12 protein-coding genes are annotated in these 15808 nt (G+C 61.4%); all 12 read left to right on the top strand.

The features are described 5' to 3' along the window. Positions 1–9: 9 nt before the first annotated feature. The 12 genes from M1E05_RS04030 to M1E05_RS03975 all read left to right on the top strand — a co-directional run bounded on the left by M1E05_RS04030 (position 10) and on the right by M1E05_RS03975 (position 15798). Positions 10–1107: a cupin domain-containing protein gene (locus tag M1E05_RS04030; protein ID WP_461164507.1), complete on the top strand. Its 1098-nt coding sequence runs from the start codon at positions 10–12 to the stop codon at positions 1105–1107. Further along, entirely contained in the window at positions 1104–1970 is an 867-nt protein-coding gene (locus M1E05_RS04025; RefSeq protein WP_461164506.1) for a fumarylacetoacetate hydrolase family protein, read from the top strand. Before M1E05_RS04030 ends, M1E05_RS04025 begins: the two co-directional genes overlap by 4 nt. A gap of 10 nt (positions 1971–1980) precedes the next feature. Beyond that, a complete protein-coding gene (locus tag M1E05_RS04020) occupies positions 1981–2655 on the top strand; it encodes a maleylpyruvate isomerase family mycothiol-dependent enzyme (protein WP_461164505.1) in 675 nt (224 codons plus the stop codon). Positions 2656–2744: 89 nt separating this feature from the next. Beyond that, a complete protein-coding gene (locus tag M1E05_RS04015) occupies positions 2745–4904 on the top strand; it encodes an amylo-alpha-1,6-glucosidase (RefSeq protein ID WP_461164504.1) in 2160 nt (719 codons plus the stop codon). A 264-nt stretch (positions 4905–5168) separates the two neighbouring features. Then, positions 5169–8648: a putative Ig domain-containing protein gene (locus M1E05_RS04010; protein ID WP_461164503.1), complete on the top strand. Its 3480-nt coding sequence runs from the start codon at positions 5169–5171 to the stop codon at positions 8646–8648. A gap of 253 nt (positions 8649–8901) precedes the next feature. Next, positions 8902–10248, top strand: coding sequence for a sugar ABC transporter substrate-binding protein (locus tag M1E05_RS04005; RefSeq protein WP_461164502.1), 1347 nt, complete (start codon positions 8902–8904; stop codon positions 10246–10248). Then, positions 10245–11186 (top strand): carbohydrate ABC transporter permease, encoded by a 942-nt coding sequence (locus M1E05_RS04000; protein WP_461164501.1) that lies wholly within the window; start codon positions 10245–10247, stop codon positions 11184–11186. Before M1E05_RS04005 ends, M1E05_RS04000 begins: the two co-directional genes overlap by 4 nt. Beyond that, entirely contained in the window at positions 11183–12049 is an 867-nt protein-coding gene (locus tag M1E05_RS03995) for a carbohydrate ABC transporter permease (protein ID WP_461164500.1), read from the top strand. The genes M1E05_RS04000 and M1E05_RS03995 overlap by 4 nt, the downstream gene beginning before the upstream one ends. Before the next feature lie 36 nt (positions 12050–12085). Beyond that, positions 12086–13357 carry an enolase C-terminal domain-like protein gene (locus M1E05_RS03990; protein WP_461164499.1) on the top strand — a complete coding sequence of 424 codons (1272 nt, stop codon included), beginning with the start codon at positions 12086–12088 and terminating at the stop codon, positions 13355–13357. Between the two features lie 29 nt (positions 13358–13386). Then, positions 13387–14205: an NAD-dependent epimerase/dehydratase family protein gene (locus M1E05_RS03985; protein WP_461164498.1), complete on the top strand. Its 819-nt coding sequence runs from the start codon at positions 13387–13389 to the stop codon at positions 14203–14205. A 63-nt stretch (positions 14206–14268) separates the two neighbouring features. After that, complete coding sequence (locus M1E05_RS03980) at positions 14269–14718, top strand: universal stress protein (protein WP_458112060.1); 450 nt, start codon at positions 14269–14271, stop codon at positions 14716–14718. A 6-nt stretch (positions 14719–14724) separates the two neighbouring features. Continuing rightward, positions 14725–15798 carry a lactonase family protein gene (locus M1E05_RS03975; protein ID WP_458112061.1) on the top strand — a complete coding sequence of 358 codons (1074 nt, stop codon included), beginning with the start codon at positions 14725–14727 and terminating at the stop codon, positions 15796–15798. Positions 15799–15808 lie beyond the last annotated feature (10 nt).

The raw sequence follows: 15808 nt of genomic DNA, 5'->3' as shown, positions 1-15808 counted from the left end.
GAGGCCGCTATGAGCGAGAACCAGATGATTGCGCCGGCACCCACCGCTGAGGAGCAGGAGCAACTGGATCAGCTGTACAAGGATTTCAACCGGGAGAACCTCATCCCGCTGTGGACCGAGATCGGCGACCTCATGCCGATGACCCCCAAGCCGCAGGCCGTGCCGCATGTCTGGAGATGGAATTCCCTCCTGCCGCTGGCGGAACGCTCGGGAGATCTCGTGCCGGTCGGACGAGGCGGCGAGCGGCGGGCCATCGCGCTGGCCAACCCAGGCCTGGGCGGACGTCCCTACGCCACGCCCACCCTCTGGGCCGCTATCCAGTATCTGGGCGGCCGCGAGACTGCTCCTGAGCACCGGCATTCCCAGAATGCGTTCCGCTTTGTGGTGGAAGGCGAAGGAGTATGGACGGTGGTCAACGGCGACCCCGTCCGGATGTCCCGCGGAGATTTCCTGCTGACACCGGGCTGGAACTTCCACGGCCACCACAACGAGACTGACAAGCCTATGGCGTGGATTGACGGGCTGGATATCCCGTTCGTCCACTACACGGACAGTGCGTTCTTCGAGTTTGGCAGCGAGCGCGTCACTGATGAGTCCACGCCCAGCGTCTCACGCTCCGAGCGCCTTTGGGCCAATCCGGGCCTCCGCCCGCTCTCCGGTCTGCAGAACACCGTGAACTCCCCCATCAGTGCCTACCGCTGGGAATACACCGACCGGGCCCTCACGGAACAGCTTTTGCTCGAAGACGAAGGTCAACCGGCCACAGTGTCCCAAGGACATGCCGCCGTCCGCTACACCAACCCCACCACCGGCGGGGACGTTATGCCCACCATCCGCGCTGAATTCCACAGGCTCCGTGCCGGTGCAACGACGCCCGCAACCCGCGAAGTCGGTTCCAGCATCTATCAGGTCTTCGAAGGCCGCGGCTCGATCGTGCTGAACGGAGAGACCACCCACCTCCAAAAGGGGGACCTCGCCGTCGTGCCTTCATGGGTTGCCTGCTCGCTGCAAGCGGAAACCCAGTTCGACCTCTTCAAATTCGGCGACCAGCCCATCATTGAGCGCCTGAACCTCAACCGCACTTACATCGAAGGAACCGACCAGTGAGACTTGCCACGCTCCGCACCAGCACCAGCACTAACAACAGCACGGTGGCTGCCCGCCAGGACGACGGCAAGTTCACTGTCATCCCCGGATACGCCGACGTCGGCGAACTGCTCGCCAACCCTGAGTGGCGAACAATCGCTGAAGCGGCCACCGGCACAGAAGCGCTCGACGGCGGGTCAAGGCTCGACGGCGCCAGCCTCGCCTCCGTGATTACGAAGCCGGGCAAGATCATCTGCGTTGGCCTGAACTACCGTACCCACATTCAGGAGATGGGCCGCGACCTGCCCGAGTACCCCACGCTGTTCTCCAAATTCGCTGAAACGCTGATCGGCCCGAACGACGATATCGAGCTTCCGGAGCAGGACGACGCGATCGACTGGGAAGCCGAACTCGCCGTCATTATCGGGAAAAGCGGCCGGCACATCGCTGAATCGGACGCCGCAGACCACATCGCCGGTTACTCCATTTGCAACGACGTTTCCATGCGCACGTGGCAGTTCAGGACCAAGGAATGGCTGCAGGGCAAAAACTGGGAAAACAGCACTCCACTGGGCCCCGTCCTGGTAACCACCGACGAGTGGACGCCTGGCGGAACCATCAGCACGCGGGTGGACAACGAACTTATGCAGGAGGCTTCCACCGGCGATCTTGTGCACGGCCCGGAGTTCCTGGTCTCCTACATCTCCACGATGATAACGCTGAACCCAGGGGACGTCATCATCACGGGCACCCCGGGCGGTGTGGGCCATGCACGCCAGCCGCAGCGGTACCTCAGCCACGGCCAGGTCCTTGAAACCAGCATCGAAGGGATCGGAACGCTGCGCAACAGGGCAGTGGCAGTCTCCGGTTCTGCCACGGCCTAAGGGGAAAACCTTGGTAGCAGGGCATGACCTGACCCAGGACCCCTTGCTGCAGGCACAGCTGCTGACGGCGCGGCGGGGAACGGCATTTTTTGCCCGCAAGCTAAATGAGCTCCGCGACGCCGACCTCGATGCGCCGTCCCTGCTGCCTGGCTGGACGCGGCGCCACGTCGTCTCGCACGTCAGCTACAACGCCCGGGCACTTTCCCGGCTGGTCGAATGGGCCAACACCGGCATTGAGACGCCCATGTATTCCTCCCCGGAGGAACGCAACAAGGAGATAGATTTCGGTGCCACCCTCAGCCCCACGGCCCTTCGAAACCTCTTTGACCACTCGGCCATTCACCTCAATGTTGAGTGGCGGGACACCGCTTCCGAAGCGTGGAACTACGAGGTTCGGACGGCCCAGGGGCGGACGGTACCGGCATCCGAAACAGTGTGGATGCGCACCCGTGAGGTCTGGGTCCACGCGGTGGACCTGGACAACGGCGCAACCTTTGACCAGATCCCCGACGACGTCCTCGAACGGCTCATCCAAGACATCACCGGAAGCTGGCAAAAACGGGGCGAGGAAACCCCAGTCCCCGACGGAACCCTGGCCGAAATCGCGGCGTGGGCAACAGGGCGCGGCGCACGGGGAGTCGCCTCCCGGAAACAACCCAAGCAGCCGGCGCCCCGCTGGATGTAGAGCAGGCTCTGCCCCGTCTAGCAAGCGCCCTGCGATCGGCGTAGATTCGGCTCAGTTTATGGTGTGGTCTTTTTCATAAGGAGCCTGAGATGGCCGGATGGAATGCCGACAACGCAGCCGGGAGCACCGGGCAGGGAGCCGTCACGCTGGTTGCAGGATCTTCCTTCTGCATATCGCTCCCGAACGGGGATATCTTCCCCCACCATCCCCACGGCGTTTTCTACCAGGACACCAGGATCCTGTCGCGATGGGCCCTCACTGTGAACGGACAACCGCTTGAGCCGCTCGGGGCGTGGACGTCTTCTCCGTTCCAGGGCGTGTATGTCGGGAGGGCAACGCGCTCCGACGGCCGTGCAGACAGCCCCCTGACCGTAGAACGGAAACGTGAGCTTGGCGCCGGTTTTGTGGAGGACATCACTGTTCACAACTATTCCGTTGAGCCGGCACCCTGTGAGGTTGCTCTGTCCGTGGAAGCGGATTTCTCTGATCTATTCGAGGTCAAAGACGGCCGGTTCCTTCGCCGCTGGGAACAGACGCGTCGGGCCAGGGCGGGCTCTGTGACCATCGAAGCAACCTGGCAGGGATCACGGAACGGAATCGTCGTACGCGTGCGGGACTCCGAGGTCACTGCCGACGGTCTCGTCGTAAACATGGTGGTCCCGGCACACGGAAAGTGGACGGTCCGAGCCACCGTACTGCCCCTGTCAGCGGAAACGGATGTGGACGCCGGCGTTCCCACCGTCTCCCTGTCGGCGGATCTCATCTCCGCGCAGGAGCGGCGCCAGAAGGCCTGGGAAGAGCGCGTTCCGCTTCCCCGCACGGGAAATCCATCTATCGAACGAAGCCTCGTGCGCAGTCACGACGACATCGGCGCCCTGCGCATCGTGGACCCCCTTCATCCGGACCGTATGGTGGTGGCCGCAGGGGCACCGTGGTTCATGGCGCTGTTTGGACGGGACGCACTGCTGGCCTCCTGCATGGTCCTGCCCGTCGATGCAACGCTCGCCCTGGGCACGCTGCAAACCCTGGCCGACCGGCAGGGGTCGAAAGTGGATCTGCTGACCGAAGAGCAACCGGGACGGATCCTGCACGAGGTGAGGCTCGACGTCGGAACGGGCCTTGCCCTGGGCGGCAGGTCGGTCTACTACGGCACGGCTGACGCAACTCCCCTGTTTGTCACGCTCCTCGGGGAAGCCAGCCGGTGGGGACTTCCCGCTGAAGACATCGCCGCGCTGCTGCCCAACGCCGACCGTGCGCTGGACTGGATCCGGGACTACGGCGACCTCGACGGCGACGGCTTCGTTGAGTACGAACGGCTCAGCGACCAAGGCCTCATCAACCAGGGCTGGAAGGACTCGTGGGACGGAATCAATTTTGCCGACGGCCGGATCGCGGAGGCCCCTATAGCCTTGTGCGAGGTGCAGGGCTATGTCTACAGCGCTTACGTCGCCAGGGCGTGGATGGCCTACGAGGCAGGCGACGATGCGCTTGCCATCGATCTCCGGGAACGTGCCGAGCGGCTGAAGGCACAGTTCAATGATCAGTTCTGGCTCCCGGACCGCGGGTACTACGCCATCGCACTGGACCGTGACAAACGACCCGTCGATGCCTGCGCCTCCAACATGGGCCACTGCCTGTGGTCGGGAATTGTGGATGAGGACAAGGCACCTCTTGTCGCCCGGCGTCTCATGTCCCCGGAAATGTTCAGCGGCTGGGGCGTACGAACCCTCGCCACGGACATGGGATCCTACAACCCGGTCAGCTACCACAACGGCTCAGTGTGGCCTCATGACAACGCCCTTATTGTTGCCGGCATGATGAGGTACGGCCTGGTGAAGGAAGCGCAGCGGCTCTCCTCGGCGCTGATGGAGGCCGCAGAATTCACCGAGAACCGGCTTCCCGAGCTGTTTTGCGGGTTCAGCCGGGCCGATTACCCGGAGCCTTTGCCGTACCCGACGGCATGCTCCCCCCAGGCCTGGGCATCGGCGACGCCGGTGATGCTCGTCCGGAGCCTCCTGCGATACGAACCACACGTCTCCCGGGGTGAGCTGTGGTTGGACCCGGCCCTCCCGGAAGGTTGGGGAAGCCTGCACACAACCAATCTGCCGATTGGAGAGTCGAGGGTTACGCTCGATGTTTCCGGCTCGCGCGTGGCCGTTTCGGGACTACCCGAGGGCATGGTGCATCGAAGGGGAACCCGCCCACCGCTGACCGACTTGGTGGACCTCAGCGGGCTGCGCAGGACCTGACAGCGGAAGGGCAGCTCCTTCCCTTGCCCTTCCTCCAACAAAGCAGATGCCGACGACGGCGGGACCTCCTGCCGTCGTCGACTGGCGTTAAAAGTCATAACGAAGGTTCCTTTTCCGCGAAACACTAGTGTTTTCAGGATAACGATTGCCTGAGCCGTGCATCACAGCTAAGCTTCCGGATAGCGCTTGCCATCCCTGTCCTTCCCGATGGCGCACATCACCACCCCAACTAAACAGGAATCACCAATCGATCCAGGAGGACCGATGAAACATCCTTCAACGATGAGGCGATGGGCCCGCACGCTCGGGCTTGCCGCGGCACTTTCCCTCGTAGCCCCGGCAGCCGGCTTTCCCGCACCGGGCGGTACTGCTCCTGCGACGGCGGACACCGGCCAGGACGTGACCATCACTGAAACAGTGGGCGCGAATGGCTTCGTCCATCCGGGCATCGGCGTGAGTGCTGACAGCCTGCGCAACGCCAGGAGCATGGTCAAGGCAGGCACCGAACCGTGGAAGACCTACTACGACGCCATGGCCGAGACGCCCTTCGCGGCGAAGAATTTCCGTTCCTCCAACGGCAGCACTGTCATCGATCAGCCAGCCAGCACCGCCTTCAACTCCCAAGGTATCCAGAGCAGACTTATCCGTGACGCCTTCGGCGCCTACACCCAGGCCACTCTCTACGTCATCACCGGCGACCCCGTGTACCGGGAAAACGGAATGCGGCTCATCCGCATCTGGAGCAACATGGACCCGGCCAAGTACGCGTACTACCCCGACGCCCACATCCACTCCGGCGTGCCGCTCTACCGGATGGTTGCGGCGGCCGAGATCTTCCGTTCCACCAGTGTCCCCGAGGGATACACGGCCTATGACCTGAACTGGAACGAGCAGGACACAGCCAAGCTGAGCGCCAACCTCATCGGGCCCATGACGGAAACGTTCCTGCACACAAACTGGCGTTACCTGAACCAGCACGGATACCCGCTCACCGGGGCCATAGCCGGGTACATCTTCACTGAGAACCGTGAGCGGTATACCGAGGCAGTGGAGTGGTACACCGTCAACGCGAACACCTCCCGTCCCGAGCAGAACGGATCGCTCGCAGCCCTCTTCCCGCTCATCTCCAAGGATGATCCCCTCAACCCCTACGGCTACTCCTTTGTCCAGCACCAGGAAATGGGCCGCGACCAGGCCCACGCCTGGGACGGCATCAACATCCAAGGTGCACTGGCCCGTTTCCTCACCGTCCAGGGCACCAAGATCGACCCCGCGGCTGGCACGGTTTCCACTGCCTCCAATGCTGTCTCGCCGTACAAGTTCCTCGGCGACCGCCTCCTCAAGGCCGCGAATGCCTTCACCGGGTACATGCTCGGGTATGAAACGCCGTGGATCGACACCACCGGCGGGCCGGGCAGTCTCTCTGAGGCCTACCGCGGCCGTATGTTCAACCCGATCGACGAGCTCTACCACGTTTACAAATACGACCTGGGCGTGGACGTCGAAAAGGAAGCTCCGTACGTCGCCGAACTCCACGCCAAAGCGGACGGGCCCAAGTTCTACTGGGGCACAGGTGCGTATAACTCCTGGGAAAGCAACCCTGATTACAGCCCCGAGTACTGGCTCTCCCTTCCGGCTGAGATCGCTGGCCAGACCCGCCCCGTCGCTACTGATGCCAAGATCCAGTTCGAGACCCGCAGCTCCGCCACGGACGGGAAGAAGCTCAAGGTCAGGACCGAGGACGGCCGCACGTTCGTGCACGTCGGTGCAGCAGATAAAGGCCGCACAATTGCCGCCCGTACGCTCATGTACGTCAGCCGCACCGGCTACAGCCCGGTCGGTGTCCAGTTCAGGAGCAACGGGCCCGCAACCCTCGCCATCGGGAACGACCCCGCTAAGCGGCTGGAAGTACCTCTTCCCGATACTCAGGGCCAGTGGCGCAATGTGACCTATGACGTGGACGTGGAGAAGCTGAACGGCGTAAGTCTGGGCGGCGAAAACCTGGCCTACTTCACGGTCATCGGAGCGGATGGCACAGAGGTGGACTTCGATTACGTCAACCTCGAAGCCAAGACGCAACTGACCGTGCCGCAGTTCCCGGCAGACACTGCAACGCCCATTATCGGAGTGTCGGGCGCCGCGCTTTCCCGCTCGCTAGCGGCAACGGATGCCGGAGGAGAGTCGCTGCAATACTCGACCATGGGTCTGCCCGCCGGCGCCCGGATCGACGCCACAACCGGTCAGCTTCTCTGGACTCCGGCCGCTGACGCAGTCGGCGAACACACCTTCAAGGTAACGGCCGACGACGGCACTTCCGTCGCGACGCGTTCCGCCACAGTGGTCATCGCCCCCACCCGGCAGGCCGCCTTCGATGCCGCCCTGACAGGGTTCGATCCGAACGCGGTTTACGAGACGCCATCCTTCGCATCGTTCGAGACAGTGAGGAATGAAGTCCGGACGGCAATGGAAACAGCCGACGACGCCGGTTACCTTGAGCAGCTTGTCCGTCTGCAGAAAGCTGTGAAGGAGCTCAGGCTGCTGACTCCCAGGCTGGCAGACGACAAATCAATCGACTACCGCGGGCTCGTCACCACAAACCCGACGGGCGTCCAGCCGAGGAACCTCGTGGACGGAAGCTTCCACTCCACCACCGGAGACCTGCGGGCACCTTTCACGCTGGACTTCGGCCAGGGCTTCCAGGTTTCCGCCGATGCATTTGGCCTCCAGGCCAGGTACAACTTCGCCAACCGTTCCCAGGGCGCCAACGTGTACGGCTCCCGTGACGGACGGACGTGGACGCTGCTGACGGAGCGGGAGACCACCAACACAACGGCGATCGACTTCGCTATTGAGACGATCCCGGCGCGCGCCGAGGTGGCAGGGCAGACGTTCCGCTACCTGAAGGTCCAGGTGGACCACCCGGGTGTGCCAACTGACCCCGCCTACCCGGGAATCTCATCCTTCGGCGAGTTCCGCATCCACGGCGAACGTCATGAGATGGCCACCGCAATTTCCTCGCTGTCCATGGCAACGTCCAACGCGGACAAGGGTCTGGCCACGAACGGTGACACGGTAACACTGGCCGCCGTTGCCACCGAGCCACTGTCCGAGCTGAACGTCGTCGTCGAGGGAGCAGCCGCCACTGCCACGTCCGCTGACGGGATCAACTGGAAGGCCACCGCAGTGTTGCCTGCCGACGTCGAATACGGCCGGGATGTGCAGTTCAGCCTGGAGTACCGGACGGTCTCCGGTAAGGTCGGCACCACGCTCACAGCCACAACCGACGGCAGCCGTCTTGCCTTGTGGAATACCGCGATCCAGCGGGTTCCGGTGGCTCAGGCCTGGGTGGACGCTTCAACCCGCGCATGGCCAGGAACGGGCACCACGCAGGAGAATGCGTGGAAGATGTTCGACAGGAACACGAACACCTACACGGACACGACGACGGCGAACGGCTGGGTCACGGTGCGGCCCACCGACGCCGCCACACGCATCGTCACCAACATCGTCCGGGTCTACCCCCGCGCGAGCCACATCAGCCGGGGCAACGGCACCGTCATCCAGGGATCCAACGACGGCGGTGCAACGTGGACGACGTTCCTCACCATTAACGGCATGACCGCCGCCAACTGGTACACGTTCCCGCTCCCCCAGCGCGCAGACTACGCTCAGTTCAGGGTGCTCGACGAGCACGGTGGCAACGTGAACCTTGCGGAAGTGGAGTTGCTGAACAAGGCGGGCTAAGCCCTCCCGCAAACCCCATTTGGCCATACTCGGGGCCGCATTCTGGTGATCAGAATGCGGCCCCTTGTCGTTGCGCTCAGGGCTGGAGGCCCGATGTATTGATGCCGTAAAGGTATCAGTCGATGCAATATCGGGCTTAGACAGACATTGCCGGGATGTCTACTGTCGGAGGCAGGTAAGAACTGTGCCGGTCCTCACATCACCTGGTGATGGTCCCCCTCTATTCGCCAAACATCTATGGACAAGGAAGCTCATGATGAAATCGAAAATCTCCGTCGCGCTCAGCGTTGGGATGCTCGCAGTGGCAGCACTCGCGGGTTGTTCGCAGGGAGGTGCCGCTCAAGGCAGTTCCGTCCAGCAGAACGACGAAAAGTCGCAGACCCTGGAGATCTGGCAGCGGAAGGCACCCGGAAGTCCTTCAGATAAGGTCGGCCAGGAGGTAGCCAAGGCGTTCAGCGATGCTACCGGCGTTCAGGTTGAATTCACCTCGATCCTGGAGGACTTCGAAATCAAACTTCAACAGCGCGCTTCACAGGGAGATCTGCCCGACGTTGTCATCAACGACACAGCACAACTTGGAAACATGAAAACCCAGGGCCTGCTCCGCGAGATCGATCCCGCCAGCATAGAGGGCTCGGACAAGATCAAGCCGAGGGCCTGGGAGGGTGCAAAGGCGGCAGACGGTAAGTTCTACGGCGTACCGCATACGGCCCAAACAGTTGCTTTGTTCAATCGAGCGGACTGGCGCAAGAACGTTGGCGCTGAAGTCCCGACGAACTGGGATGAACTGGTCAAGCTGTGGGAGTCCTACTCCACAGGGGACCCCACAGGTACCGGAAAAGACGTTGCAGGCCTGGGCGTCCCGGGATCCACGAAGCGTGGCTACATCTCATGGAACACTTCCTCCTTCTTTTGGTCCGGCGGCGGAGAGTACTTCAAAGAGAATGGCAGCGGAAAGTTCACCTCGGAAGTCGCAAGCGACGGATCTGTAGCGGCCGCAAAGTGGATCCGCGGACTGGTGTGCGAACACGACGTTCTCCAGCCCGGAGTGGGCAGCCAGGACACCACCAACGTCAAAGAGCTGTTCCAGACGGGCGCCGTCGGGTCCTACCTCGTGGCGCCCTACGAACTGGCCAGTTTCGATCTGAAACCGGGCAAGGACGTAGTGGAGGTCTTCGCCCCGCCGGCAGGCCCGGCTGGTCTAACCACTCTGGCAGAAGGTAACAACGTTTATCTGATGGCCGGCAGCGCAAATGAGTCGGCGCAGGAAAAGTTTGCCGAATGGGCAGTCTCTGCCGAAGGTCAGACGGTTGCAATGGCTGGCGACAGGGAAGGCAACCTGGTCCGCGTACCCGTCAACTCCGATGTGGATATGTCGAAGGTTCGAGCGGACTCCCGCTGGCAGATGTTTGAAAAGCTGTACGAGGAGAATGGACGCTACGTTCCCGCCGTTCCCAACTGGGCTCCGTTCCTTAACGCCTCAGCGGAAACCCTCAATACGCTCATCAGCGACTGCAGCCTGGACGTTGCTGAGCAAATGAACAAACTGGACGAGAAGTTCACTGCTGAGCTTGAAGCTCAGGGGGCGCTGGCGGAATGAGCAATTCAGCGCTCATCGAGAAGTCTCGAAAATCTGAGCGATCACCCAGCGCACCAGCCAAGCGGCGTTCCCGCCGTCGGAATGGGGCTTTCTGGGTCCCGTGGGCATTCCTCGCCCCCGCGCTTGTTCTGTTCCTGATGTTCAAGTTCATCCCCATGGGGGAAGCCGTGATGACGAGCTTCCAGAACGTCCGCCCCTTCCTCGGAAACCAGTGGATCGGACTGCAGAACTACAACGCGTTGGTATCCAGCGATGATTTCCAGGGGGCCGTCTGGCATACGCTGCTGCTCGGTGTGGGACAAACCGCTGGTTCCTTGCTGCTGGGCTTCGTACTGGCCCTTCTCCTGGAAGGACAGGCAAAGCGGCTGTGGTTCGTTCGTTCGGCGGCGTTCCTCCCAGTGGTCGCACCGATGGCCGTCATCGCCGAAGTCTGGCGCATCATCTACCACCCCACAGGTGATGGCATAGCCAACCAGGTTCTTTCCTGGATTGCTCTGGAACCCTCGCAGTGGATCAACTCCCCGGACTCATCCCTTGTTTCCGTGATGCTTGTTGGGATTTGGCGGGGCGCGCCCTACGACATGATCATTATCGTCGCCGGTTTGGTCAGCGTGGATAGATCCCTCTATGAAGCGAGTGCACTCGATGGTGCCGGCCCGCTACGCCGGATACTCTACGTGACGCTGCCGGCGCTCAGGCCTGTCATAGCCATCCTTTTGACCCTGGCAGCCATCCGCGGCATGCGAGTGTTCACCGAGGTGTTCCTGCTGACAAACGGCGGACCAAACGGCTCCTCTGAGGTGGTCATGACCCTGATCTACAAACTTGGCTTCGAACGCAACCAACTCGGAATCGCCGCAGCAGGCTCGGTTCTTCTCTTTGCGGCCACCGTCGCGTTGACCCTACTGATCCAGCTCTCCCGCAGGAGGAAAGCATGAGCACCAGTTTCGATTCAGCCTTGGGCCTGGGAACCAACAACAAACCCTGGATCAAGGCAACCAACTACTTCCTCTGGGCGCTGATCATCGTCGTCTTCGCCGGGCCTTTGATTGCCATTATCGTGGGCGCCTTTTCCACGAACCGCGACCCTTCACAATTGAGCCTGATACCTCAGCAACCGAGCTTGGAGAATTTCTCCACGGCCCTGGACCGCAGCGTCATGCTCTATCTCGGGAATTCGCTCATCGTGGTGGGCATCGGCCTCCTGTTCCAAATGCTGGTCTCGGTTTTTGCTGCGTATGCCCTGGCCCGCAAGAAATTCAGGGGACGCGGAATTGCCATGCTGCTGGTTCTGGCAACATTGATGCTGCCCGAGGAGATTCTCGCGATCCCCCTCTCACGGGTCCTCTCCGATGTTCCATTCATTGGCGTCAACCTCATCAACACCCTCGCCGGGGTGATCGTCCCTGTCATCGCCTGGGGATTCTCCATATTGGTGATGACGGAGTTCATGAAGGAAGTGCCGATGGAACTCGAGGAGGCGGCCAGGATTGACGGAGCAGGCGAATTGCGCACTTTCTTCTCGGTCATCCTTCCCACCTGCACACCCGCTCTCGGCGTGATCGGTGTCTTCGGCTTCACCATGATCTGGGACCAGTACCTTCTGCCCCTGATCGTCGCCTCCGATTCGAACATGTTCACCCTTCCCCTCGCGCTGCGGAGCCTCAGGGCGGATCCGGAGGTAGGGCTCGGGGTTGTCCTTGTAGGAGCCACCCTGGCTCTTCTGCCCTCCGTCATAGCTTTCCTGTGCTTCCAGAAGTCCTTTATGCGCGGGCTGGCCTCCGGCGCGGTCAAAGGCTAGAACGCAACCCATAACTACGATTGGACCAACATCCACATGAGCCGACACGAGATCAATCATGTTGCCATTACTCCCGTCGCTTTCACCGATCCCCCCTTGCTCAATGCCGTCGGAGTGCACGAGCCACTGGCTTTGCGGGCCATCGTTGAAATCCACACTGCTTCCGGGCTCATCGGCTTGGGGGAAACGTACGGCGACGCCGGCCATCTGGAACTGTTGACAAAGGCAGCAGAAGCCGTCAAGGGTGCCTCGCCATTCGATGTCGGGCGGCTTTGGAGCGTCATTAGTGGCGTTCTTAACGGGACCACCGGGGGCTCCCGGACAGGTTTGATGGGCCCCGAAACGTCCGGGAAGACCATCGGCAGCGTAGTGGCGCCCTTCGACTCGGCCTTTTATGACCTTCAGGGCCAAATCCTTGGTGAACCTGTGTGGCAGGTACTCGGCGGGAAACATCGCGACAAGGTCGACTTCAGCGCCTATCTCTTCTACAAGTGGGCAACGCATCCCGGCGCCGAAGAGGATGGTTGGGGTCAGGCCCTGGACCCGGCGGGCATTGTGCGCCAGGCGCAAAAGATGGTCGATGAGTACGGTTTCAAGTCCCTGAAGCTTAAAGGTGGTGTTTTCGCACCGGAGCAGGAAGCCGAAGCTATCGAGGCGCTGCGGAGTGCATTTCCATCGTTGCCCTTGAGAGTGGATCCGAACGGCGCCTGGTCGGTCGAGACGTCGGTGCGCATCGGCAAGCGGCTCGGCGAAGCCCTTGAGTACTACGAGGACCCGACCATGGGGCTTGAAGGAATGGCAGAGGTGGCCCGCCGGACAGGTATTCCGATGGCCACCAATATGTGCGTGGTGGAAACCGGCCATATTCCGGAAGCAGTCCGGCTCAACTCCGTCCAGGTGATCCTGATCGATCAGCACTACTGGGGAGGGTTCCGGCCATCCCTGAACCTCGCGGCACTCTGCAAGGTTTTCGGTATTGGTGTGTCGATGCACTCGAACAGCCATCTTGGAATCAGCCTCGCGGGAATGGTTCATCTTGGTGCCGCCACCGAGAATCTGACCTACGCCCTTGACACTCACTGGCCATGGAAGGACCCGTCCGAAGATATCGTCAGCACAGCGGATTTCCAGTTCGCTGACGGCGCGATTCGTGTACCGGATAAGCCTGGCCTTGGGGTGGAGCTTGACCGCGAAGCCTTGGGCAGGCTGCACGAGAAATATCTGTCTTCGAGCATCCGAACGAGAAACGATACCGGCTACATGCAGTCGATTGAACCCGACTACGAGTACGTGGCTCCCCGCTGGTAAGGCGACAAACACATGATGGAAGTGAAGTCTTGAACGTCACGACGGGTTCTACGGTGCTCATCACCGGATCCTCGGGTCGAATGGGGACAGCATTGAGTGCAGACCTGGCCTCGAAGGGCTTCAATCTTCGACTCCTTGATCTGCGGCCGCACCCGGATCCACCGAAAGGCGCCGTTGAATATCTGGGCAGCTTGGAGGAACCCGGCCGGATTGAGGCCGCTGTTGACGGAGTGGATGCTGTGATTCACCTGGCAGCCTTGCCCAATGAAGACACGTGGGCAGAGACGGTGTCCCAGACGGTCAACAACACTGAATTGTTGCTTCGGAGCTGCGCCTCGGCTGGTGTCGGCAAGATCCTGCTCGCCTCCAGCCATCATGTAGCCGGGTTTTATGGCAAGGCGGAGACGCTCCCTGCGGACGTACTGCCCCGGCCTGACACCTATTACGGAGTAGCCAAGGCGACAGTCGAGGCTATGGGCTCCCTGTACCACCACAGATACGGAATGGACGTGCTGGCCCTGAGGATCGGCTCGTGTTTTCCAGAGCCTCATGCTCCGAGGTCCATGCCCATTTGGTTGTCGCCGCGGGACATGACCGGCATCGTCCTTGCCTGGCTCTCATTGTCCGGATCCACTTTCCGGGTGGCCTGGGGGGTTTCCAACAACTCCAGGGGGTTCCTGTCGACGAAACCCCTACTGGACCTGGGATACAGCCCAAAGGACAACTCGGAAGACTTCCTTGCGCAGCTCACAGAAAAATTTGGATCGGCTGCCTTCTCGGAAGCCCAATACGACAACCTTGGAGGTCCGTTTTGTACCGCACCACTGGGACAAAAGATGGAGGGCTAAGGGCATGACCAGCCATCCCGGATCTTATTCTCACACTTCCGCGATTCCAGTTAAGGACAGACCTTGAGCATTATCGTCGGCATCGACCGTACGCCTGCCGGCCAGGCATCCCTGGCCGCCGCCATCGAGGCGACCAAACCGATGAAGAAGAAGCTGTTCATCGTCCCCGTTGCCCGCGAGGGGACGATCCTGGATCCTGCTTCAGCCGCGGAGCTGCTCGAAGAGTCGAAGCTGCAAGCGTCTGCCGCTGGCGTAGACGCTTCAGTCCTCGCGACCACTGCTGGGAAAGACCCGGTGGACGAGTTTCTTAGGCTGGCTGCGGACGTGGATGCATCACTGATTGTCATCGCGATGCGGCAACGCTTCGAGGTTGGGCGCTTTATCCTCAGCAATAATGCCTTACGGATCATGCTGCAGGCAGACCGTCCTGTGCTCGCAGTTAAGTCTGCCCTACCCCCGATGCGATCCGGTGATGAGGCTTTACAGGATCTGAAGCAGATCCGGGCCCGGTAGCCCGCCGTGGCTCATTTCGCCGTCTACGTTGCCTGCTGGCAAGGCCAAAAAATCGACGTCCTGCTGCTTGATTCGACATCAGGCAGCCTGGCCCCTTTGTCAGGGTTCTCGACCGCCGCACCGGTTCATTGCCTTGCCCTGAATCCGGCGAAGGGAATTCTCTACGCCGCGCTTGCAACCACTCCGCCGTCGGTGGAATCACTGACCATCACTTCCGGCGGTTCCCTCGAGCACTCAGCAACGGCCGGTTCTGTTGCCCGCCTGGCTTATCTCAGCCTGGATCAAAGAAGCCGATACCTTCTTGGCGCTTCCTACGAGGGAAGTTTTGTGTCAGCCGCACGCTTTGACTCCAGCGGCAGGGCCTTGGATGCGCCGAGCAGCATCAGCAGCCCGGGCCGCAACGCGCATACGGCGCTTACGAGCCCCGACGGACGATTCGTCTACGCGACCTCGCTGGGGGATGACCGGGTTGTGTGGTGGGCTCTGGATGATGAAGGACGTCTCTCCCGGCAAAGGTCTGTTAGCTGCCCACCCGGGAGCGGCCCCCGCCATATCCGCTTTTCGCCCGACGGAGCAGTGCTTTATGTGCTCCATGAATTCTCGGGCACCGTAACAAGCTACTCACGGGACACGCTCACCGGGGCGCTCACGGAAACGGACCAGGTTTCAACCGTTGGCCCAGAGTTGGACCTGGTACCGGGGGCCATCCGGAACGGCACCGGACCTGCCCCGAAAGCAAACGCCATTTGGAGCGCTGAACTTCAAATAACCCCGGATGGACGATTTTTATATGCCACCGAACGAACCAGCAGTACCATCTCAGTGTTGGCCCATCACGCCCGCAAGCGGTCCTTAACACTCCTGGCAACTGTGAAAACAGAGGAGCAACCGCGCGGGATGGCCATCGACCCGACCGGAAACTTCTTACTTGTCTGCGGAGAACTCTCAAACAGGCTCTCCGTTTACCGTATTAACCGGGATACCGGATTTCTGACGTGGGAATCCGGCCTGAAATGTTCAGCTGGCCCTAGGTGGATAGAGTTCTTTCCGTACCGGGAAGCCCCAGACAACCCGGAATGAAGAGTGCGGA

This window comes from Arthrobacter sp. R4-81, assembly GCF_054792365.1.
This window is presented reverse-complemented; position numbering and strand designations above follow the sequence as displayed.